Annotated in this window: 16 protein-coding genes; 9 read left to right on the top strand and 7 right to left on the bottom strand. The window is 66.5% G+C overall.

The features are described 5' to 3' along the window. Positions 1 to 221: 221 nt before the first annotated feature. Both AB4Z32_RS23815 and AB4Z32_RS23820 read right to left on the bottom strand, forming a co-directional pair. Complete coding sequence (locus AB4Z32_RS23815; RefSeq protein WP_442124350.1) at positions 222 to 791, bottom strand: hypothetical protein; 570 nt, start codon at positions 789 to 791, stop codon at positions 222 to 224. Positions 792 to 813: 22 nt separating this feature from the next. Continuing rightward, positions 814 to 2493: an AMP-binding protein gene (locus tag AB4Z32_RS23820; RefSeq protein WP_442124351.1), complete on the bottom strand. Its 1680-nt coding sequence runs from the start codon at positions 2491 to 2493 to the stop codon at positions 814 to 816. Positions 2494 to 2570: 77 nt separating this feature from the next. Here AB4Z32_RS23820 and AB4Z32_RS23825 point away from each other — a divergent pair, with 77 nt between their 5' ends. After that, positions 2571 to 3371, top strand: coding sequence for an alpha/beta fold hydrolase (locus tag AB4Z32_RS23825; RefSeq protein WP_442124352.1), 801 nt, complete (start codon positions 2571 to 2573; stop codon positions 3369 to 3371). A 15-nt stretch (positions 3372 to 3386) separates the two neighbouring features. Here AB4Z32_RS23825 and AB4Z32_RS23830 read toward each other — a convergent pair whose 3' ends face one another. Genes AB4Z32_RS23830 through AB4Z32_RS23840 form a run of 3 tightly spaced genes read right to left on the bottom strand, consistent with a single transcriptional unit; the run spans position 3387 to position 7180 of the window. Next, positions 3387 to 4745, bottom strand: coding sequence for an MBL fold metallo-hydrolase (locus AB4Z32_RS23830; protein WP_442124353.1), 1359 nt, complete (start codon positions 4743 to 4745; stop codon positions 3387 to 3389). A gap of 18 nt (positions 4746 to 4763) precedes the next feature. Then, positions 4764 to 4991, bottom strand: a complete 228-nt coding sequence (locus tag AB4Z32_RS23835; protein ID WP_442124354.1) for a hypothetical protein — start codon at positions 4989 to 4991, stop codon at positions 4764 to 4766. Beyond that, positions 4988 to 7180: an OsmC domain/YcaO domain-containing protein gene (locus tag AB4Z32_RS23840; protein ID WP_442124355.1), complete on the bottom strand. Its 2193-nt coding sequence runs from the start codon at positions 7178 to 7180 to the stop codon at positions 4988 to 4990. Before AB4Z32_RS23840 ends, AB4Z32_RS23835 begins: the two co-directional genes overlap by 4 nt. Before the next feature lie 243 nt (positions 7181 to 7423). On the opposite strand from AB4Z32_RS23840, the gene AB4Z32_RS23845 reads away from it, so the two are divergent. Further along, positions 7424 to 8449 carry a ferritin-like domain-containing protein gene (locus AB4Z32_RS23845; protein ID WP_442124356.1) on the top strand — a complete coding sequence of 342 codons (1026 nt, stop codon included), beginning with the start codon at positions 7424 to 7426 and terminating at the stop codon, positions 8447 to 8449. 45 nt (positions 8450 to 8494) lie between these two features. Here AB4Z32_RS23845 and hpnA read toward each other — a convergent pair whose 3' ends face one another. Next, positions 8495 to 9496 carry a hopanoid-associated sugar epimerase gene (hpnA, locus tag AB4Z32_RS23850; RefSeq protein ID WP_442124357.1) on the bottom strand — a complete coding sequence of 334 codons (1002 nt, stop codon included), beginning with the start codon at positions 9494 to 9496 and terminating at the stop codon, positions 8495 to 8497. Between the two features lie 86 nt (positions 9497 to 9582). Between hpnA and ispH the strand changes: the two genes are divergently transcribed. Genes ispH through AB4Z32_RS23880 form a run of 6 tightly spaced genes read left to right on the top strand, consistent with a single transcriptional unit; the run spans position 9583 to position 16215 of the window. Then, a complete protein-coding gene (gene ispH, locus AB4Z32_RS23855) occupies positions 9583 to 10515 on the top strand; it encodes a 4-hydroxy-3-methylbut-2-enyl diphosphate reductase (RefSeq protein WP_442124358.1) in 933 nt (310 codons plus the stop codon). A gap of 18 nt (positions 10516 to 10533) precedes the next feature. After that, positions 10534 to 11691: an adenosyl-hopene transferase HpnH gene (gene hpnH / locus AB4Z32_RS23860; protein WP_442124359.1), complete on the top strand. Its 1158-nt coding sequence runs from the start codon at positions 10534 to 10536 to the stop codon at positions 11689 to 11691. A gap of 21 nt (positions 11692 to 11712) precedes the next feature. After that, complete coding sequence (hpnI, locus tag AB4Z32_RS23865) at positions 11713 to 12885, top strand: bacteriohopanetetrol glucosamine biosynthesis glycosyltransferase HpnI (RefSeq protein ID WP_442124360.1); 1173 nt, start codon at positions 11713 to 11715, stop codon at positions 12883 to 12885. Beyond that, the gene (gene hpnJ, locus AB4Z32_RS23870; protein ID WP_442124361.1) at positions 12882 to 14321 is read left to right on the top strand and encodes a hopanoid biosynthesis associated radical SAM protein HpnJ; all 1440 of its coding nucleotides are present in this window, start codon (positions 12882 to 12884) and stop codon (positions 14319 to 14321) included. The genes hpnI and hpnJ overlap by 4 nt, the downstream gene beginning before the upstream one ends. Further along, on the top strand, positions 14318 to 15157 hold the full coding sequence (hpnK, locus tag AB4Z32_RS23875) for a hopanoid biosynthesis-associated protein HpnK (RefSeq protein WP_442124362.1): 840 nt from the start codon (positions 14318 to 14320) through the stop codon (positions 15155 to 15157). The genes hpnJ and hpnK overlap by 4 nt, the downstream gene beginning before the upstream one ends. Further along, the gene (locus AB4Z32_RS23880) at positions 15154 to 16215 is read left to right on the top strand and encodes a lysylphosphatidylglycerol synthase domain-containing protein (protein ID WP_442124363.1); all 1062 of its coding nucleotides are present in this window, start codon (positions 15154 to 15156) and stop codon (positions 16213 to 16215) included. Before hpnK ends, AB4Z32_RS23880 begins: the two co-directional genes overlap by 4 nt. On the opposite strand, the gene AB4Z32_RS23885 is transcribed toward AB4Z32_RS23880, so the two are convergent. Next, positions 16181 to 16837 (bottom strand): MlaC/ttg2D family ABC transporter substrate-binding protein, encoded by a 657-nt coding sequence (locus AB4Z32_RS23885; RefSeq protein ID WP_442124364.1) that lies wholly within the window; start codon positions 16835 to 16837, stop codon positions 16181 to 16183. The two genes, AB4Z32_RS23880 and AB4Z32_RS23885, sit on opposite strands and share 35 nt — an antisense overlap. A 154-nt stretch (positions 16838 to 16991) precedes the next feature. On the opposite strand from AB4Z32_RS23885, the gene AB4Z32_RS23890 reads away from it, so the two are divergent. Further along, positions 16992 to 19637: an MMPL family transporter gene (locus AB4Z32_RS23890; RefSeq protein ID WP_442124365.1), complete on the top strand. Its 2646-nt coding sequence runs from the start codon at positions 16992 to 16994 to the stop codon at positions 19635 to 19637. Positions 19638 to 19644: the final 7 nt, after the last annotated feature.

The raw sequence follows: 19644 nt of genomic DNA on the forward strand, positions 1-19644 counted from the left end.
ATCGACTGTTGATTGTTAAAGATCGTATTCGGTACTGCCTTGCTGCATCCGGCGAATCGTTTTGTTCGTCAGCAGCAGAGAAGCGAGATTATGCAGTGTTTCGCTTACCTCGTCAACTCATCCTTTTCTGCAGTGTGCACTCGTTGTTGGATCTCGACGTGCGCTGCAGAAGCAGGAGGCGCACTATAGCAAACCGCACAAGGGTATGCAAGGGGCATAAACTACCCTGCTTTCGCAGCCATGACGCGACGTAGCGCCGTGTCCGGATCCAGACCTGCCATCAGCAGATTGACGATCTCTTTCTTGTCCTCGGCCGAGACCCGGGCGCATGCCTCGCGATGCGAGCAGTAAAAGGCATACCAGGCGACGTCGGCCGGACGTTCCTTCCGCGGCTTGAATCGCTTCGGCACCGCGGCCCGTGCTGCCTCTGCGTATGCCGCCAGCGCCGCATCGACGCCCGTCCAGTCTTGCGCCGCCACGGCCTCCCTTTCGATCTCCCATCCAGGGTCCATGGTCGCCCTGTCGACCGCCAGGCAAGCGAGGTTCGGATAGCCCTTCGCCTTGCAGAAGGACTCGACAAAGGCGAGCTTCATGCCGATCCCGACCGGCACTTCGCGGCCGAACATCGCATCCTTCGGATACATATTGCGCCCGAGCGTCAGCAAATCCTCGTGGGCGATCGGCTCTCCCCGCCCGGATTTCGCATGCTGCGCCAGGACTTTTACCAGCAGGGAACCGACTTCGATATCGGTCAGGGTGAGCTGAAAGGGGGTGTTTTTAGTGTCCGACATTTGCATTCCATGGTTCGATTGCTCAGCCGGCGAGGCCGAGCTCGGTAGCAATCTGGTCCCGCAAGACGTACTTCTGGATCTTGCCCGTCACCGTCATCGGGAAGGCAGACACGAAGCGGATATAGCGGGGTATCTTGTAATGGGCAATCTGGCCGCGGCAGAAATCCTGGATCTCTTCGGCGCTGGCCTCCTCCCCGGGGCGCAGGATAATGCAGGCGCATAGTTCCTCGCCGTATTTCTGGTCCGGCACGCCGACGCACTGCACGTCCATGATTTTCGGATGGCGATACAGGAATTCCTCGATCTCACGCGGATAGATGTTCTCGCCGCCACGGATCACCATGTCCTTGGAGCGGCCCACGATAGCCGCGAAACCGTTCTCGTCGATGACGGCCAGGTCGCCCGTATGCAGCCAGCGCGCCGCATCGATGGTGTCGCGCGTCTTTTCCTCGTCGTCCCAGTAGCCCAGCATGACCGAATAGCCGCGTGTCAGCAGTTCGCCTTTCACGCCTCGGGGAACGATACGGCCATTGGCGTCGACGATCTTGACCTCGAGGTGAGGATGGACGCGCCCGATGGTCGTGACCCGCAGCTCGACCGGATCGTCGACCGAACTCTGGAAGGACACGGGCGAGGTCTCCGTCATCCCGTAGGCAATCGTGATTTCGCCCATGTGCATGTGATTGATGACCCGGCTCATCACCTCGGCCGGGCACGGTGAGCCCGCCATGATGCCGGTCCTTAGCGTCGACAGATCGTATTGCTTGAAATCCGGATGATCGAGGATGGCGATGAACATGGTCGGGACGCCATGCAGGCCGGTACAGCGTTCCGCCTGCACCGTTTCCAATACCGTTTTCGGATCGAAGCTATCGCCGGGGAATACCATGGCCGCGCCATGCGTGACGCAGGCGAGATTTCCAAGCACCATGCCGAAACAGTGGTACAAGGGCACCGGAATACAAAGACGGTCGCGCATGCCCAGCTTCATCGCCTCGCCGATGAAGAAGCCATTGTTCAGGATGTTATGGTGGCTCAGCGTTGCGCCTTTCGGCGCTCCTGTCGTGCCGGAGGTGAACTGGATATTGACCGGGTCGTCGAACTGCACCTCGCTCTGCACCTTCGACAACAATGCCAGCGCCTCGGCGCCGGGCGGCGCCAGCAGCTCATCGAAATTGGCCATGCCGGGCGTCCGTTCGGTGCCGAGGCGCACGACGTGGCGCAGGTGGGGCAGCCGCAGCGACTGCAGCGCACCCGGTTTGCAATGTTGGATTTCCGGCGCAATCTCCTGCACCATGCCGATGTAATCGCTGGCTTTGAATGCGGGAGCCAGAATCAGGGCGCTACACCGCACCTTGTTGAGCACATATTCGAGCTCGGAGCGGCGATAGGCCGGATTGATGTTAACCATGATCAGGCCGGCGCGCGCGGTCGCGAACTGCACCAGCACCCATTCGGCGCAGTTCTGGGCCCAGATACCGACCCGGGCGCCGGGCTCCAGCCCGAGCCCGAGGAGACCGGCGGCCAGGCGTGTCACCCGCTCGTCGAATTCGCGGTAGGTCCAGCGGATATTCTGGTGGCGCACGATCAGCGCATCGTTATCGCCGAAACGCGCGGCGATCGATGCGAGATGAACCCCGATCGATTCCCCGATCAGCGGGACCTCATGTGCGCCGTGCACGTAGCTCAAGCTTTGCTGCATGGTAGTCTCCTCGTAGTCAACCCGGCTATATTCTATTGCGAGATGGCGCCCCCGGTCCCTTATGCTATCGTTTTGCGATGAACGAGCCCGCAATCTCCCCTCTCCCGCACCGGGACGTCTGGATCGCCCACCCGCAAGGCCGCATCTTCACCCGCATCTGGAATGGCGCCGCCGACAAGGCGCCCATCGTGCTTTTCCATGATTCGCTGGGTTGCGTGGAACTGTGGCGTGATTTTCCCGCGAGGCTGGCCACCGCCACCGGCCGCGCCGTGATTGCCTATGACAGGCTGGGATTCGGCCGTTCCGACCCCAGGCAGGATAGATTACAACTGGATTTCGTGGCCGACGAGGCCGAACGCTTCTTCCCGCTGATTCGCGAACGGCTCGGCCTGCAGCGCTTCCTCGCTTTGGGCCACAGCGTGGGCGGCGGCATGGCGGTGCATTGCGCCGCCCGCCACGCCGACGACTGCAGCGCGCTGGTCACCGTGGCGGCCCAGGCTTATGCCGCCGACGAAACCCGGCAAGGCATTCAGATCGCGAAGGAAGAATTTAAAAACGCGGACCAGTTCGAGCGCTTGAGCAGGTATCACGGAGAGAAAGCCAAATGGGTGCTGGACGCCTGGACCGGCACCTGGCTCGATCCCGCGTTCGGAGGCTGGTCGCTCGCCGACGTCCTGCCGATGGTGACCAGCCCGGTGCTGGCCATCCATGGCGTACGCGACGAATACGGCTCGGCGCACCATCCCGAGATGATTGCGCAGCGTTGCGGCGGGCCGTCGCGCATCGTGATGATGCAGGATACCGGCCATGTGCCGCACCGGGAGCGGCCGGATGAACTCGCCGCGCTGGTCGCCGGGTTCATCGTCCAGGCGGATTGAGTCCGGCGCCGCCCGTCAGGACGAGGAAGCTTCCAGCAGCCTGCGCAACTGGGCCGCCTGGTAAGCGCCGAAGGTGGCGCTGAAAAGGCAGCGGATCAGCGGGTCGTCGACCACATCGGCATCCGCCAGTTCGCGTTCGGTTTCGGCGTCGAACACGGTATCGTTGATGCGCATGTACATCGACGTCAGGGACTCGCCGAGTTCGAGTGCCGCATAGAGCTTCGCTGCAGGAATGTCGGTGGTCCAGGCCAGCGGTGCGGCGTCCTCGTCGAGACAGGCGACGCCGTCGGCCTCGAGCCGGTAGCGCAAGCGCGTCGCCGCGCCCGTGTGGTCGTAGACCGACAGCTGCCAGACGCGGGGGCTGTCGAAATAGCCGGATGCGGCCTCGACTTCGGCGTATTTCATGGGCAGGGTGGTGCGGCAGTATTCCATGACGCGCGCATGCTGGGCCTCCGTCAGGGGCGCAAAATGGCGCGCGATATCGGCCGTCGACGGCGGCGTCGCAATACCCTCGTAGACGTAATCGACATCCTGGCAGCCGACCGGAATCACCCAGCCCAGGGGCGGCGCCGGCTGCAGCGACGTGGCGTCGAGCCGCACCGACATCCCGGGTTCGAGCCTCACCACCTGCGCCTGCGGCAGCGCCGCCGCCACCTCCCGTCCGAACTGTGCATACGAAATCGGAAAGAACGCACGGTTGTACCACGACCACGGTTCCTGCAAAAACTGGCAGGAGCTCGGCACGACATAGCGCGGATTCAGGGCCTTCAGTTGGGGCAACCACTCTTCCGGCAGGGCTGGCGGCGCCGCAACGGCACGCGAGGGCGCCAGCACTTCGAGTTCGCGCATGGTCTGGAACGGCCACAACACCATGTCCCAGGGCCCCTCTCCGACCAGTTTGGCGAGGGTTTCCTCGTCGATCCAGGAATCGACGACGTTGAGGAGGTTCAGCCCGGCCGCCTTCACCTGGAACATCGAGTCGACGTCGGCATCCATCGCCTCACGCGGCACGACCTCGAAGGCGCCTACCTCGACCGGCTCGTTCAGCCGCAAGGGATGCACCCGTTCGAAGCCGAGCTGGCTCACCATCTCGAACAATTCCTCGAAGATGCAGTAGATGTACAGCGGCGTCGCGCGGTCCAGCAGGTCGAGGCTCTCCAGCGAGCAGTGGTCGTCGTGAAAGTGTGAGATGAACACGGCGTCGAAACGCAGGCGCCGGATCTGCTTCTGGTCGAAGCGGACGTCGGGAAAGGCGTGGCAGTTGCGGCTGAACGGATTCTCGAAGATCGTATCGAATGCGATGCGGGTGCCCCCGCATTCGACCACGTAGCCAGCGTGAAGGATGCGCGAGATCGTCAGCGATGAAGTCGACATGCTTGCCTGACGCCCCTCTCAGTCCAGGCGCTTGAGGCGCTGGCCGAGAATGCCCCATTTGCACTCGACACCGTCGACGCTGCCGCACAGGGCCCAGCCGGTACCGATCTTTTCCACCGTGACGGGGCTTTCGATTTCCCGGGCCAGCTTTTCGGCCCACATGCTTGCGGCGCCGCGGCCTTTGAAGAGTTCCTTGCCTTCGTAGATCACGGTGGCGTCGAATACGGGAGTAGCGAAGATGGTCATTTGCTGTTGGCCCTTGCCTTGTGCAGTTTCTTGTAGCTGTCCATCAGGCGTTGATGCCTGTCGAGACCTTCGAGTTTCATGCTCGTCGGGCTCAAGCCGAAGAACCGGACGCTGCCGTCCACCGAACCCAGCACCGCGTCCATGCGCGGATTGCCGTACATGCGGCGGAAATTGACCACGTAATCGTCCAGTTCCAGCTCGTCGTCGAGCACCACTTCCAGTACCGCATTCAGGGCCTGGTAGAACAGGCGGCGTTCGACGGTATTGTCGTTGTACTGCAGGAAGGCGCCCACCAGTTCCTGGGCTTCTTCAAACTGCTTCAAGGCGAGATTGATCAGCAGCCTCAGTTCCAGCACGGTCAGCTGTCCCCAGTCCGTGTTTTCGTCGAATTCGATGCCGATCAGGGTGGCGATGTCGGAATACTCGTCCAGCTCGTTGTTCTCGAGACGCTCCAGCAATGCGGCCAGGGCATCGTCGCCGAGGCGGTGCAGGTTCAGGATATCTTCACGGAACAGCAGCGACTTGTTGGTGTTGTCCCAGACCAGATCCTCGACCGGATAGATTTCGGAGTAGCCGGGCACCAGGATGCGGCAGGCGGTGGCGCCCAGCTCGTCATACACGGCCATATAGACCTCCTTGCCCATGTCTTCGAGAATGCCGAGCAGGGTCGCTGCTTCGTCCGCATTCGAATTGCTGCCCTCGCCCGAGAAATCCCACTCGACGAAATCGTATTCGGATCTGGCGCTGAAGAAGCGCCACGACACCACGCCGCTCGAATCGATGAAGTGCTCGACGAAGTTGTAGGGCTCGGTCACGGCTTCGCTGGCAAAGGTCGGCGGCGGCAGATCGTTCAAACCTTCGAAACTACGGCCTTGCAGCAATTCCGTCAGGCTGCGCTCGAGCGCCACCTCGAAGCTCGGATGCGCGCCGAAGGAAGCAAACACGCCGCCCGTACGCGGATTCATCAGGGTGACGCACATGACCGGATACTGTCCGCCCAGCGAGGCATCCTTGACCAGCACCGGAAAGCCCTGCTCTTCCAGGCCCTGGATCCCGGCCACGATGCCGGGGTATTTCGCCAATACTTCCTGCGGCACATCGGGCAAGGCGATTTCGCCTTCGATGATTTCGCGCTTGACCGCCCGTTCGAAAATCTCGGACAGGCACTGCACCTGGGCTTCGGCCAGCGTATTACCGGCGCTCATGCCATTGCTGGCGTAGAGGTTTTCGATCAGGTTGGACGGAAAATACACGGTCTCGCCATCCGACTGCCGCACATACGGCAGGGAGACAATGCCGCGCTCGACGTTGCCGGAGTTGGTGTCGTACAGGTGGGAGCCGCGCAGTTCGCCCTCGGGATCGTAAATGCCCAGGCAATACTCGTCCAGGATCTCGGGCGGCAGCGCATCGTCGGCGCCGGGCTTGAACCAGCGCTCGTCCGGATAATGCACGAAGGGGGCGTTGGCGATTTCCTCGCCCCAGTAGGCGCCGGCATAGAAGTGGTTGTTGCTCAGGCGTTCGATGTACTCGCCCAGGGCCGAGGCCAGTGCGCTTTCCTTGGTCGCGCCCTTGCCATTGGTGAAACACATCGGCGAATGCGCATCGCGGATATGCAGCGACCAGACATTCGGCACGATATTGCGCCAGGACGCGATTTCGATCTTGATGCCCAGTCCCGCCAGCAGGCCCGACATATTGGCGATGGTCTGCTCCAGCGGCAGATCCTTGCCCGGGATATAGGTGCTCGATTCGGCCGACGACTGCACGGTCAGCAGGGCTTGCGCATCGGCGTCCAGGTTCTCGACTTCCTCGATCACGAATTCGGGACCGGTCTGCACCACTTTCTTCACGGTGCAGCGGTCGATCGAACGCAGGATGCCCTGGCGGTCCTTTTCGGAGATATCCGGCGGCAGCTCGACCTGGATCTTGAAGATCTGCTGGTAGCGGTTTTCCGGATCGACGATATTGTTCTGCGAAAGACGGATGTTTTCGGTCGGGATGTTGCGGGTGTTGCAGTACAACTTCACGAAGTAAGCCGCACACAGGGCCGACGAGGCCAGGAAGTAGTCGAAGGGGCCAGGCGCCGAGCCGTCGCCCTTGTAGCGGATCGGCTGGTCGGCGATCACCGTGAAGTCATCGAACTTGGCCTCGAGGCGCAGCTTGTCGAGAAAGTTGACTTTAATTTCCATGGAAGGAGTCCAAATTTTGTGCTCAAAGTGCAAAAAACAGAGCCCTGTCGAACAGGGCTCCATGAGTCTAGATACTGCCTGAAGTAAAACTTCGGTCGCCTATTATATTTCGGAACAGGCTCCAGGACGATGCTTCGGCAAAGCACGATGTCCGTTCGGGACGACACGGAGTTTGCGTGTGCCGTCGCCAAAGACACCCGTGTATGATCGTTCGCACGGATAGGCGGCCTGCGGGGGAATCGCATGGGCAAGTATTTGTACGATGATTTCGATATCGAGCGACTCGTGCCCGGCTTCTGTCCGCCGCCACAGGATACGTCGCGCGCCGACCGTGCGGCGCTCGACGCCGCGGATGCAGGCATGCGGCGCTGGGTCAGCCAGGCTGCGGGTCCGCTGGTGCCGGGAACCGACCTGCACCGGACCGAGACCTGCCGCATGTTCCGCGACACCTTCAATCCTTACCGGCCCGCGGTGCTCGACTGGCCGGCGCTCGACCCGGCTGCGTTGGCGCGCATCGTCGCGCTGCCGATCTGGGATATCGCGGTCCAGACCGAAGGCAAGGCGCGCCTGCGCATGGCCGCCTACGCCGGCACCGTCTCGAACCCGGACATCCGCTGTGCGCTCGCCCTCAATGCCTGGGAGGAAAACCGGCACAAGGAAGTCCTGTCGCGCATGGTCGAAGCTTACGGCATCCAACTGGCGCCCGTGGCCCCCTATGCCTTGCCCGGCGACACGGAGTGGGCCTACCTGGTCACCGGCTACAGCGAATGCATCGACAGTTTCTTTGCCTTCGGCCTGTTCGAAGTGGCGCGCCGCTCGGGCCTGTTCCCCTGCGAACTGGTGGAAACCTTCGAGCCCGTCATGCAGGAGGAATGCCGCCACATCCTGTTGTTTGCCAACTGGCTGGCCTGGCACCGGGCCCATCTCGGCTTCTGGCGGCGCCTGCGTTTCGAGGCCAGGGTCGCCCGGGCCTGGGCCTTCCTGGCCTGGGAGCGCATCGGTCTGGCACGCGCCATCGATGGCGACGGCGACGCGGCCGCGCCGGACAACAACTTCACGCTGAACGGCGCGCAAGCCGTGGCGGCCGAGGCGCCGACGCTGCGCGAGTTGCTGGCGCTATGCCTGCAAGAGAACGAACGGCGCTTTGCCGGCTACGACCAGCGTCTGCAGCGGCCGCTTACGGTGCCGCGCATGGTCCGCCTGGCTCTACGGCTGCTGCCCCGCGGCAAAACTAGCGCCCCCGCCCGGCGCGCCGAAGGGCCGAACTGAGAACCAGCGATGCCAGCGTCGATATCCCCCTTGCCGGCCGGCATCCTACCCCAAGTAGCCGGCGCCTTCGAACCAGGCGAGCGCCGCCCGCAGCGCCTCCGCGTGGGCGCGCGGCCGGTATCCCAGCTCGCGCTCGGCCTTGGCGGAGGTAAAGAACATCCGGTTGCGCGACATGCGCAGGCCGTCCACGGTCAGGAAGGGCTCGCGCCCGTTCAGGTGGGCAATGCCCTCGGCCGCATGGGCCAGCGGAATCAGAGGCGCCACCGGCAGCCTGACCCGGGCCGGACGGCGTCCCATAAGGGTCGCAATCTCGCCGAGCAGCTCGCGCAGCATGAGGTTGCTGCCACCCAGTATGTAGCGCTGGCCGATACGTCCGCGCGCGAGTGCCAGCAGGTGGCCCTGCGCCACATCTTCCACGTCGACGAGGTTCAGGCCGGTCTCGACGAAGGCCGGCATGCGTCCGCGCGCCGCTTCGACGATGATCCGTCCGGTCGGCGTCGGCCGCAAGTCGCGCGCGCCGATCGGCGTGGACGGATTGACGATCACGGCCGGCAGGCCTTCCTCGGCCACCATCCGTTCGACCAGGCGCTCGGCCAGGATCTTGCTGCGCTTGTAGGCGCCGATCGCCTGCTCGGGCGCCGCCGGTTCGTCCTCGCAGGCCGCCACGGTGTCCGGTCCGACGCGCAGGGTGGCGACGCTGCTCGTGTAGACCAGGCGCCCGACGCCGGCGGCCAGCGCCGCCCGCATGACGGCAGCCGTCCCCTGGACGTTGTTGCGCACGATCTCGTCGGGATCGCGCGCCCACAGGCGATAGTCGGCCGCCACGTGCAGCAGGCAGGAAACGCCGTCCAGCGCACGCTCGACGGCGGCCTGGTCCCTGACGTCGCCGACCGCGAGCTCCGCATCGAGCCCATCGAGGTTGGCACGCGGACTGCTTGCACGCACCAGCAGGCGTACCGGGTGGCCTTGCGCGAGGGCCGCGCGCGCCACGGCGGAACCGATGAAGCCGGCCGCGCCGGTGATCAAGATCCTTTCCTGTCCAGCCATCGGCACCTCCACGCGGCGCCCGAAGCCGGCGTCCGTGAGCCGATTGTAATCAAAACATCGCTTAACCGCCTTCATGGAGAGCGCCCATGCGAGTCATTCTTGCCCAACCGCGCGGATTCTGCGCCGGCGTCGTCCGCGCCATCGAGATCGTCCAGCGCGCGCTCGACCGGCATGGCGCGCCGGTATATGTGCGCCACGAGATCGTCCATAACAAGACCGTGGTCGACGGCCTGCGGGACAAGGGCGCCGTGTTCGTCGACGAACTCGAGCAGGTGCCGCCGGGCGCCGTGACCGTCTTCAGCGCCCACGGCGTGGCGCGCAAGGTCGAGGCGGACGGACAGGCGCGCGGCCTGCACGTGCTGGACGCCACCTGTCCGCTGGTGACCAAGGTCCACATCCAGGGCCGCCAGTACGTTGCCGGCGGCCGCACCGTGATCCTGATCGGCCACGCCGGCCATGCGGAGGTCGAGGGCACGATGGGCCAGATCGACGGCCCGGTCTTGCTGGTCCAGAACGAGCGGGAAGCAGAGGCGCTCGAGCTGCCGGCCGACACGCCGCTGGCCTACATCACCCAGACCACGCTGAGCGTCGACGACACCCGCGGCGTCATCGCGGCGCTGCAGCGGCGCTTCAGCGACATCGTCGGGCCGGAAGTGCGGGACATCTGCTACGCGACCCAGAATCGCCAGCGCGCCGTGCGCGAACTGGCCAGGCAGGTCGATGTGCTGCTGGTGGTCGGCGCCGCCAACAGTTCGAACTCGAACCGGCTGCGCGAACTCGGTGCCGAATGCGGGATCCCGAGCTACCTGCTGGCCGACGGCAGCGAGCTCGATCCCGCGTGGGTGGCGAGCGCCGCCACGGTGGGCATCACGGCCGGCGCCTCGGCGCCCGAAGCGATGGTCGAGGATGTCATCGACACCCTGCGGCGCCTGGGTCCGGTCGAAGTCGCGACCATGGACGGCCCGGTGGAACGCGTGGAGTTCCGCCTGCCTGCCGAACTGGCGGACTGCACCGCCTGAACGCCTAACGGAGGTTTCATGGCAATTCCCCTTCTCCAGAAAACCCTGGTCGGCGCCTACGTGCTGCGCAAGCACCTCGCCGGCCAGAAGCGCTATCCGCTCGCGCTGATGCTCGAGCCCTTGTTCCGCTGCAACCTGGCCTGCTCGGGCTGCGGCAAGATCGATTATCCGGACGAGATCCTGGACCAGCGGCTGTCGCTCGAGGATTGCCTCGGCGCGGTGGACGAGTGCGGCGCCCCGGTGGTGTCGATCGCCGGCGGCGAACCCTTGCTGCACAGGGACATGCCCGCCATCGCCGCCGGCATCGTTGCGCGCCGCAAGTTCGTCTACCTGTGCACCAACGCGCTGCTGATGGAAAAGAAGCTGGACCAGTACCGGCCCAGTCCCTTCTTCGTCTGGTCGGTACACCTCGACGGCGACGAAGAGACCCACGACCGCGCGGTGAGCCAGCGCGGCGTGTACAAGCGCGCGGTGGCCGCGATCCGGCGCGCCAAGCAGGCAGGCTTCCGCGTCAACATCAACTGCACGCTCTTCAACGATGCCGAGCCCGAACGGGTCGCCGCGTTTTTCGACGCGGTCGGGGAACTCGGCGTGGACGGCATCACCGTCTCGCCAGGCTATGCCTACGAGCGCGCCCCCGAGCAGCAGCACTTCCTGAACCGCAACGCGACCCGGCAACTGTTCCGCGACATCCTGGCACGTGGCGAAGGCGGCCGGCGCTGGCCTTTCAGCCAGTCCAGCCTCTTCCTCGACTTCCTGGCCGGGAACCAGACCTATCACTGCACCCCCTGGGGGAACCCGGCGCGCACCGTGTTCGGCTGGCAGCGGCCCTGCTACCTGCTGGGGGAAGGCTATGCGCCCACCTTCAAGGCACTGATGGAAGAGACCGACTGGGATGCCTACGGCACCGGCCGCTACGAGAAATGCGCCAACTGCATGGTGCACAGCGGCTACGAGGCCAGCGCGGTGGCCGACACCTTCGTCCACCCGCTGAGCGCCGCGCGGGTCGCCCTGAAGGGCGTGGCCACGAGCGGCCCGATGGCGCCGGACATCGCACTCGAAGGCCAGCGGCCCGCCCAGTACGTCCATGCGCGGCACGTCGCCATCAAGCTCGAGGAGATCCGCGGGCGCAAGGCGGCACAGGCGCCTGCGGCCGGCACCGCCGGGCCGGCCTGACATGCGCGGGAGCGCCATCCGATGCTACTCTTGAGCGCCGTCGCCGGTTCACTCCTCATCGTGCTCGCCACGCTGTATGCGCTGGCGGCGCTGCTGTGCCGTCCCCGTACCTGGCCGCGCGCACGGGCCGGCGCCCCCGGGGCGCGGGTTCCCGTGAGCGTGCTGAAGCCGCTGTGCGGCGCCGAGCCCCGCCTCGAACAGAATCTCGCCACACTCTGCACGCAAAGCCACCCACGCTTCCAGGTCGTGTTCGGCGTGCGGGCGCCCGACGACCCGGCCATTGCCGTGGTCGAGCGCATCCGGCTGCGCTATCCCGCACTCGACATGGCACTGGTGATCGACTCGCGGGTGCACGGAAGCAACCTCAAGGTCAGCAACCTGATCAACATGGCACCGCAGGCCCGCCATCCCTGGCTGGTGCTGGCGGACAGCGACGTCGCCGTCGAGCCCGACTATCTGGAACGCGTCACCGCGCCGCTGGCCGACCCGCGGGTCGGCATCGTCACCTGCCTCTACCGTGGCCGGGCGACCGGCGGCTTCTGGAGCCGCCTGGGCGCGCTCTTCATCGACACCTGGTTCGCCCCCTCGGTCGCCGTGGCGAGCCGCGGCGGCAGCAGCGATTTCGGCTTTGGCGCCACCATCGCCCTGCGCACCGAGGTGCTGCGTGCCATCGGTGGCTTCGACGCCTTGAAGGACAGGCTGGCGGACGACTTCTGGCTCGGCGAACTGGCGCGCCGGCGCGGACTCGCGACGGCCTTCTCCGACGTGCGCGTGTCCACCGACGTCACGGAAGCGAGCCTGGGCGCGCTCTGGCGGCGCGAGCGGCGCTGGATGCAGACGATCCGTTCGCTCAATCCGCCCGGCTATGCGTTCTGTTTCGTGACCTTCACGCTGCCGATGCTCGCACTCGGCCTGTGGCTCTCACCCGGCGCCTGGAGCTGGGCCCTGGCTTCGGTCGGCCTGTGCGCACGCCTGGGCCTGCAAGCGCGCACGGCGCCGGGCGCCGGAAACTTTTGCATGGCGCCGCTGCGCGACTGCCTGCTGCTGCTGGAATGGCTGAGCGCGTTCATCGGCGCCACCGCACAATGGCGCGATCACCTGCTGTGTGTCGACCGACGCGACCGCCGCGAGCGCGGCGCCGGCGCACCGCCATCCTCCCTCGACAAACCCGAACCCGGACGGAGCCCCCGATGACCACGAACCCGCAGCGCAAAACGCTCTTCCTGCAAGTGCCGTCCTTCGACGGCTTCGACGGCGGCGCCGGTTCGCGCTACCAGGCCAAACGGGAGATCCGCTCCTTCTGGTACCCTACCTGGCTGGCCCAGCCGGCCGCCCTGGTACCTGGCAGCCGCCTGCTCGACGCGCCGGCGGATGGACTGACGGTTGAACAGACCCTGGCCATCGCCTGCGGCTACGAGCTGGTGATCATCCACACCAGTACGCCCTCCTTCCCCAGCGATGCGCGCTTCGCCGAACTGCTCAAGGAGAACAGGCCGGCCATCCTGGTCGGCATGGTGGGCGCCAAGGTCGCCGTCGATCCAGGGCCATCGCTGGCGGCGAGTCCCGCGATCGACTTCGTGGCGCGCGAGGAATTCGACTACACCTGCCGCGACCTGGCCGCCGGCCTGCCCTTCGCGGAAGTCGACGGCATCAGCTGGCGCGACAGGGATGGGAGCATCCGCCATAATCCGCCGCGCGCGATGATCGAGAACATGGACGAACTGCCCTTCGTCGCTCCAGTCTACAAGCGGGACTTGAATATCCGCAATTATTTCATCGGCTACCTGAACTATCCCTATGTCTCGCTGTACACCGGACGCGGCTGCCGCTCGCGCTGCACCTTCTGCCTGTGGCCGCAGACCGTCGGCGGGCATCGCTACCGGATCCGCTCGCCGGAAAGCGTGCTGGAGGAGGTCCGCTGGATCAAGGAGAACATGCCGGAAGTGAAGGAGATCATGTTCGACGACGATACCTTCACCGATTTCCGCCCGCGCGCCGAGGAAATCGCGCGCGGCCTCGGCGCGCTCGGCGTCACCTGGTCGTGCAATGCCAAGGCCAACGTACCGTACTCCACCCTGAAGATCATGAAGGACAACGGCCTGCGCCTGCTGCTGGTGGGCTACGAATCCGGCGACGACCAGATCCTCCTGAACATCAAGAAGGGCCTGCGCACCGACATCGCGCGGCGTTTCGCCGCCGACTGCCGCGCCCTCGGCATCACCGTGCACGGCACCTTCATCCTCGGCCTGCCCGGCGAGACACGCGAGACGATCGAAAAATCGATCGCGTTTGCCAAGGAAATCAACCCGCACACGATCCAGGTGTCGCTGGCGGCGCCCTACCCCGGCACCCGGCTCTACGAGCAGGCGGTCGAGAACCAATGGATTCCACCCAACCGGACCATCAACCTGGTCAACGAGAGCGGGGTACAACTGGCCGCCCTCAGCTATCCGCACCTGTCGAGCGAAGAGATGTACCACGGCGTGGAACGCTTCTACCGCAGCTTTTACTTCCGCCCCTCGAAGATCTGGGAGATCGTGCGCGAAATGATGAAGAGCTGGGAGATGACGAAGCGGCGCCTGCGCGAGGGCGTGGAATTCTTCCGTTTCCTGCGCGCGCATCAGGCATGAATGCCGCACCCGGCCCCGGCCTGATCATCACCGCCGACGATTTCGGCCTCCACGCCAGCGTCAACCAGGCGGTCGAGCGCGCGCATCGCGGCGGCGTCCTGTCCGCCGCAAGCCTGATGGTCGGCGCGGCTGCCGCAGGCGATGCGCTGGCGCGCGCGCGCGCCTGTCCCGCGCTGCGGGTCGGCCTGCACCTGGTGCTCGCCGATGGCGAACCCTGCCTGCCGCGCTGCCTGATCCCCGACCTCGTCGACGCCTCCGGCCGCTTCGGCTCGCGCATGGTGCGCGACGGCTTCCGCTTCTTCTTCCTGCCTCGGGTCCGGTCCCAGCTGGCGCTCGAGATCCGCGCCCAGTTCGAAGAATTCGCCGCCACCGGACTGGCACTCGACCACCTCAATGCACACAAGCACTTCCACCTGCATCCCACCGTGCTGTCCCTGATCCTGGAAATCGGCCGCGAATTCGGACTGCACGCGGTACGCCTGCCGCTCGAAGACGGCCTGCCGTTCTGGCTGAGGCCCTGGCTGCTCCTGCTGCGAGCCCGGCTGCGGGCGGCCGGCATCCGCCACAACGACTATATCGTCGGCCTTCGCCTGTCGGGACGTTTCAATGAAGAAGCACTCCTGGCTGCGCTGCGGGAACTGCCTGCTTCCGGCGTCGGCGAACTCTATCTGCACCCCGCCCTGGAGTCGGGCGCGGCGATCGCCGCTTCGATGACGGGCTACCGCCACGCGGACGAATACGGCGCACTGGTGTCGCCACGCGTCCGCCAGGCGCGCGACCGCCTGCGCGCACGCGGCTTCCGCTTCGGCGGCTTCGCCGACCTCGTGTGCGCATGAGGCGGCTGGTCATCGGCGCAGCGATCGCCGGGCTGGCGCTGCTGTGCGCGCTGGTCGCGTGGCAGGGCTGGCGGGACGTGCTGCGCGCCTTTGCCCATGCCGGCTGGCCGCTACTGCTGCTGGTACCCGTCCGCCTCGGCACGCTGGCGCTGGACGCCTGGGCCTGGCGAATTCTGCTCGAACCCTGGTTCTCCCTGCCGACCGGGCCAGGGCGCGACACCGCACCCGATGCCGCGCCGCCGCGTCCGCCCGGCCTCGCTTACCTGCTGTGGGTCGCTTCGGTACGCGAAGCCATCAACCGCCTGTTGCCCGCCGCCGGCGTCGGCGGCGAGCTGGCGGGGGTGCGCCTGGCGCGCCTGCGTGTTCCCGACACCGCCGGCGTCACCGCCAGCGTGATCGTCGAAGTGCTGATCACGATCGCCGTGCTGTACCTGTTCTGTGGCCTGGGCCTGGTGCTGATGGCGCATGTGGCCGCCGGCATGGGCCAGGTCTGGGTGATCGGGGCCAGCCTGCTGCTGTCGCTGCCACTGCCGCTGCTGGCCTGGTGGCTGCTGCGCGGCGGCCAGGCCTTCCGGCGGCTGGAGGCCCTGGCGCTGCGTCTGTCCGGCGACCGCATCGTGGCCGGCCTGGGCCTGGACGGCGCCGCCCTGGATGCCGCCGTCGCCCGGCTGTTCGGACAGCACGTCCTCCTGCTGCGCGCGCTGGGCTGGCAGCTGCTGTCCTATTTCGCGGGATGCTTCGAGACCTGGTATGCGCTGCGCCTGCTCGGCCATCCGGTGGGCCTGCCGACGGCGCTCGCGATCGAGTCCCTGACCCAGGCGGCGCGCCATGCCGGCTTCATGGTGCCGGCCGGACTCGGTGTGCAGGAGGCGGCCACCATCCTGTTCGGCCACCTCGCCGGCGTGGGCGGCGACGTGTCCCTGTCGCTGGCCCTGGTCAAGCGCATGCGCGAAATCCTCATCGCCATTCCCGCACTGTTGTCGTGGCAATGGTTCGAAGCGGGCCGCTGGCGCCGGGAAAGCATCAAGGGGCCGCGTTGTGCGCCGCCAGGTAGCTGATCAGTCCATCGACGCCGCCCGCAGACAGCCGGGCTGCGAACTGGCGGCGGTAGACCTGGATCATCCAGGCGCCCATCATGTCGATGTCGTAGATCTTCCAGCCGGCGCCGGTCTTGCGCAGGCGATAGGCGATCGGCATGACTTCGCCACCGGTCACGACGCTGGTCTTGACCACCGCGTCGCTGGCGCCGGCCGGCAGCGGCGCCGGCTTCGCATAGCTGAAGCTCGTGTCCTGCTCGCGGATCTGGGTCAGCTGCAGCGCATAAGTGCGCGCCAGCAGGGTCTGGAACTGGGTGAACAGCGCCTCGCGCTGGGCCGGAGTCGCCGAACCCCAGGCCGGACCGACCGCGTACTGGGTGGTCAACATGAAGTCGGTGGACGGCAAGAAAGTTTGCCGGACCACCTGATAAGTCCGCTCCGGATCGCCGGCGCGGGCGCCCGCGTCGCTGCGGATTGCCGCCATCACGCCCTCAATCGTGGATTTCACCACTTGCTCGGGCGAGCGGCTCGCCTGCGCCGATGCCAGAGGGTCCGGCTCGGCCTGCCCGGCATGGGCGCCAGGCAAGGCCGCCAGGCACAGCACGGCGATCGACAATAGCAAGGAGGGCCTCGAAAGCTTCATTCTGCGTCTCCCGATGAGTGGCCCGACGCGGGCCGCACCAGTGTAGCGCAAAGGGCGGCAAGGGCCCGCTTCGGTGGCCCGGCGGCGCGGCGAATCGTGCGATGCGGCGGCGTGTTCTCGGGTTTAATGAGCCAGACTCCATTATCACGAGCACATGCTGACCACACTGATCGCCAGGATCGTCGACCTCTCGGTGCGCTACGCCTGGGCCGTCGTGGCGGGGTTCGCACTGCTGGTGGCCGGTGCCTGCCTGTATGTCGCCGGCCATTTCGCCATCACCACGGACGTCGGCCGCCTGATGGATCCGGATGCGCCCTGGGCGAGACGCGACGCCGCCGTCGCCGCAGCCTTCCCGGGTCGCAGCGATACGACGCTGGTTGTCGTGCGCGCCCCCGCGCCCGAGTTGGCCGCGCAGGCGGCGCGCGAACTGGCGGCCAGCCTGCGCCGGCAGCCGGACCGCTTCCGTTCTGTCAGCCTTGGCGAGGGCGAGGACTTCTTCCGTCGTAACGGCCTGCTCTATGTGCCGGAGGCCGAGCTGGGCCGCCTGACCGATGGCCTGCGCGATGCCCGCCCTCTGCTCAACGCCCTGGCCCGCGATCCCTCCCTGCGCGGCCTGGCCAACCTGCTGTCGGTCTCGCTGGGCGCGCCGCTGCAGAGCGGCCAGATCGGATTGCCCGGCATGGCGCCGCTGCTCGCGCAGAGCGCCGACGCGGTCGAAGGCGTGCTGGCCGGACGCCAGGCCGCGCTCTCCTGGCAGAACCTGGTCGACACCGGCCCGGCGGGCAGTGCCTTCAGCCTGGTCGAAGCCATTCCAGTGCTGGACTTCAAGGACCTGATGCCGGGCTCGGCGGCGGCGGCAGCGGTCCGGGCCAGCGCGCGCGAGCTGCGCCTGGCCCAGCGCTACCAGGCGAATGTCAGCTTGACCGGGCCGATTCCGCTGTCGGACGACGAATTCGCCTCGCTGCAGGAAGGCTCATTGGCCACCAGCGTAGCCGCCTTGCTGCTGGTGCTGGCCCTGCTCTGGTATGCGCTGCGCTCCGGGCGACTGATCCTGGCCGTTTGCCTGACCATGGCCGGCGGCCTGGCCCTGACGGCGGCGCTGGGCATCATGATGGTCGGCGCACTGAACCTCATCTCGATCGCTTTCGCCATCCTGTTCGTCGGGATCGGCATCGACTTCGGCATCCAGTTCGGCGTGCGCTTCCGCGAGATGCACCAGCGCCGCACCAGCACCGCGCAGGCCCTACACGAGGCCGGTCGGGCGATCGCGCTGCCGCTCCTGCTGGCGGCGATCGCCACCGCCTTCGGTTTCCTCGCCTTCCTGCCGACGGCCTACCGCGGCGTTGCCGAGCTGGGCCAGATCGCCGGCTGCGGGATCCTGTTCGTGGCGCTGCCCTCCTGCCTGACGGTACTGCCGGCGCTGATCCGGCTGCTCGATCCGCCGCCCGGCCGGACCGCGCCGGGCTTTCCCCGGCTGGTGCCGGTCGACCGGGCGCTGCAGGCGCATCGCAAGCCGCTGCTGGCCGGCACCCTGGCCATGGTGGCCGCCGGATTGCCGCTGCTGGGCAATCTCGAATTCGACTTCAATCCGCTGCACCTGAAGGATCCCCGCAGCGAATCGATGACTTCGCTGCAGGCGCTGTCGCGCAGCACCGACATCGGCCTCGACAATGTCCAGGTGCTGGCGCCCTCGCTTGAGCAGGCCCGGACCGTCGCCGCACGCATCGAAACACTGCCGGAAGTCGCACAGGCGCTGACCCTTGCCAGTCTGGTGCCGGAGCAGCAACCCGCCAAGCTCCAGCGCATCGCCGCGACCGCGGCCGTCCTGACGCCGGTACTGTATCAGCAGCCCCTGCCTCCGGCCACCGACGGCACCCGCGTGGCGGCGCTACAGGCCGCCGCTGTCTCGCTGCGCAACGCGGCACTCGACCATCCCGGCCCTGGCGCCTTTCATGCCACACGCCTGAGCCATGCCTTGGCTGCGCTGGCGCGTGCCGATGCCGCCGCGCGCGATCGTGCCGAGGCCGCCATCGCCGCCCCGCTCCGGCTGGCACTGGACGGCCTCAAGCTGGCGCTGCAGGCCGCCCCGGTGACGCTCGCCAGCCTGCCCGGGCAGCTGAAGCACAACTGGATGACCCCGGATGGCCGCGCGCTGGTCGACGTCAGCCCCCGCCGCGCCACCGGGGCAAAAGCGGACAGTGCCGCCGAGGAAAGCGCACGCCTGCGCCGCTTCGCGCTGGCCGTGCAGCGCGTGGCGCCGGACGCCAGCGGCGGGCCGATCTCGGTGCTCGGTGCGGCCTCGCTCATCGTCGATGCCTTCGTGCAGGCAGCGGTGCTGGCCGTGCTCACGATTACACTGCTGCTGTGGCTCGCCTTCCGCCAGTTCGGCGACGTGCTGAGGACCATGGTGCCACTGCTGGTCTCGGGCCTCGTCACGCTCGAAGCCAGCGTCCTGCTGGGCATATCCCTGAACTTCGCCAACATCATCGCCCTGCCCCTGCTGCTCGGCGTGGGCGTGGCGTTCAAGATCTACTATGTAATGGCATGGCGCAGCGGTGAAGCCGCTCTGCTCCAGCACGGGCTGACCGAAGCCATCGTCGTCAGCGCCGCCACCACCGGGACTGCCTTCGGCAGCCTGTGGCTGTCCGGGCATCCTGGCACCGCCAGCATGGGCGAGCTGCTCGTGCTGTCCCTGATCTGTACGCTGATCGGCGCCGTCTTCTTCCAGCCTATCCTGCTTGGCCAGCCGCGCGCGCGGCAGCGTCAGGCCAGTAGCGCACGCGCGCCTTCGTCCACCTGAAACGTCC

The sequence above is a fragment of the Massilia sp. 2TAF26 genome, from assembly GCF_052115005.1.
Classification (GTDB): Bacteria; Pseudomonadota; Gammaproteobacteria; order Burkholderiales; family Burkholderiaceae_D; genus Telluria.

Coding starts and splice junctions, on each gene's coding strand:
- hpnJ (WP_442124361.1), top strand. CDS start 12,882: ATGACCACGAACCCGCAGCGCAAAACGCTCTTCCTGCAAGTGCCGTCC.
- AB4Z32_RS23845 (WP_442124356.1), top strand. CDS start 7,424: ATGGGCAAGTATTTGTACGATGATTTCGATATCGAGCGACTCGTGCCC.
- hpnK (WP_442124362.1), top strand. CDS start 14,318: ATGAATGCCGCACCCGGCCCCGGCCTGATCATCACCGCCGACGATTTC.
- hpnH (WP_442124359.1), top strand. CDS start 10,534: ATGGCAATTCCCCTTCTCCAGAAAACCCTGGTCGGCGCCTACGTGCTG.
- AB4Z32_RS23840 (WP_442124355.1), bottom strand. CDS start 7,180: ATGGAAATTAAAGTCAACTTTCTCGACAAGCTGCGCCTCGAGGCCAAG.
- hpnA (WP_442124357.1), bottom strand. CDS start 9,496: ATGGCTGGACAGGAAAGGATCTTGATCACCGGCGCGGCCGGCTTCATC.
- AB4Z32_RS23880 (WP_442124363.1), top strand. CDS start 15,154: ATGAGGCGGCTGGTCATCGGCGCAGCGATCGCCGGGCTGGCGCTGCTG.
- hpnI (WP_442124360.1), top strand. CDS start 11,713: ATGCTACTCTTGAGCGCCGTCGCCGGTTCACTCCTCATCGTGCTCGCC.
- AB4Z32_RS23820 (WP_442124351.1), bottom strand. CDS start 2,493: ATGCAGCAAAGCTTGAGCTACGTGCACGGCGCACATGAGGTCCCGCTG.
- AB4Z32_RS23885 (WP_442124364.1), bottom strand. CDS start 16,837: ATGAAGCTTTCGAGGCCCTCCTTGCTATTGTCGATCGCCGTGCTGTGC.
- AB4Z32_RS23835 (WP_442124354.1), bottom strand. CDS start 4,991: ATGACCATCTTCGCTACTCCCGTATTCGACGCCACCGTGATCTACGAA.
- AB4Z32_RS23890 (WP_442124365.1), top strand. CDS start 16,992: ATGCTGACCACACTGATCGCCAGGATCGTCGACCTCTCGGTGCGCTAC.
- AB4Z32_RS23830 (WP_442124353.1), bottom strand. CDS start 4,745: ATGTCGACTTCATCGCTGACGATCTCGCGCATCCTTCACGCTGGCTAC.
- ispH (WP_442124358.1), top strand. CDS start 9,583: ATGCGAGTCATTCTTGCCCAACCGCGCGGATTCTGCGCCGGCGTCGTC.
- AB4Z32_RS23815 (WP_442124350.1), bottom strand. CDS start 791: ATGTCGGACACTAAAAACACCCCCTTTCAGCTCACCCTGACCGATATC.
- AB4Z32_RS23825 (WP_442124352.1), top strand. CDS start 2,571: ATGAACGAGCCCGCAATCTCCCCTCTCCCGCACCGGGACGTCTGGATC.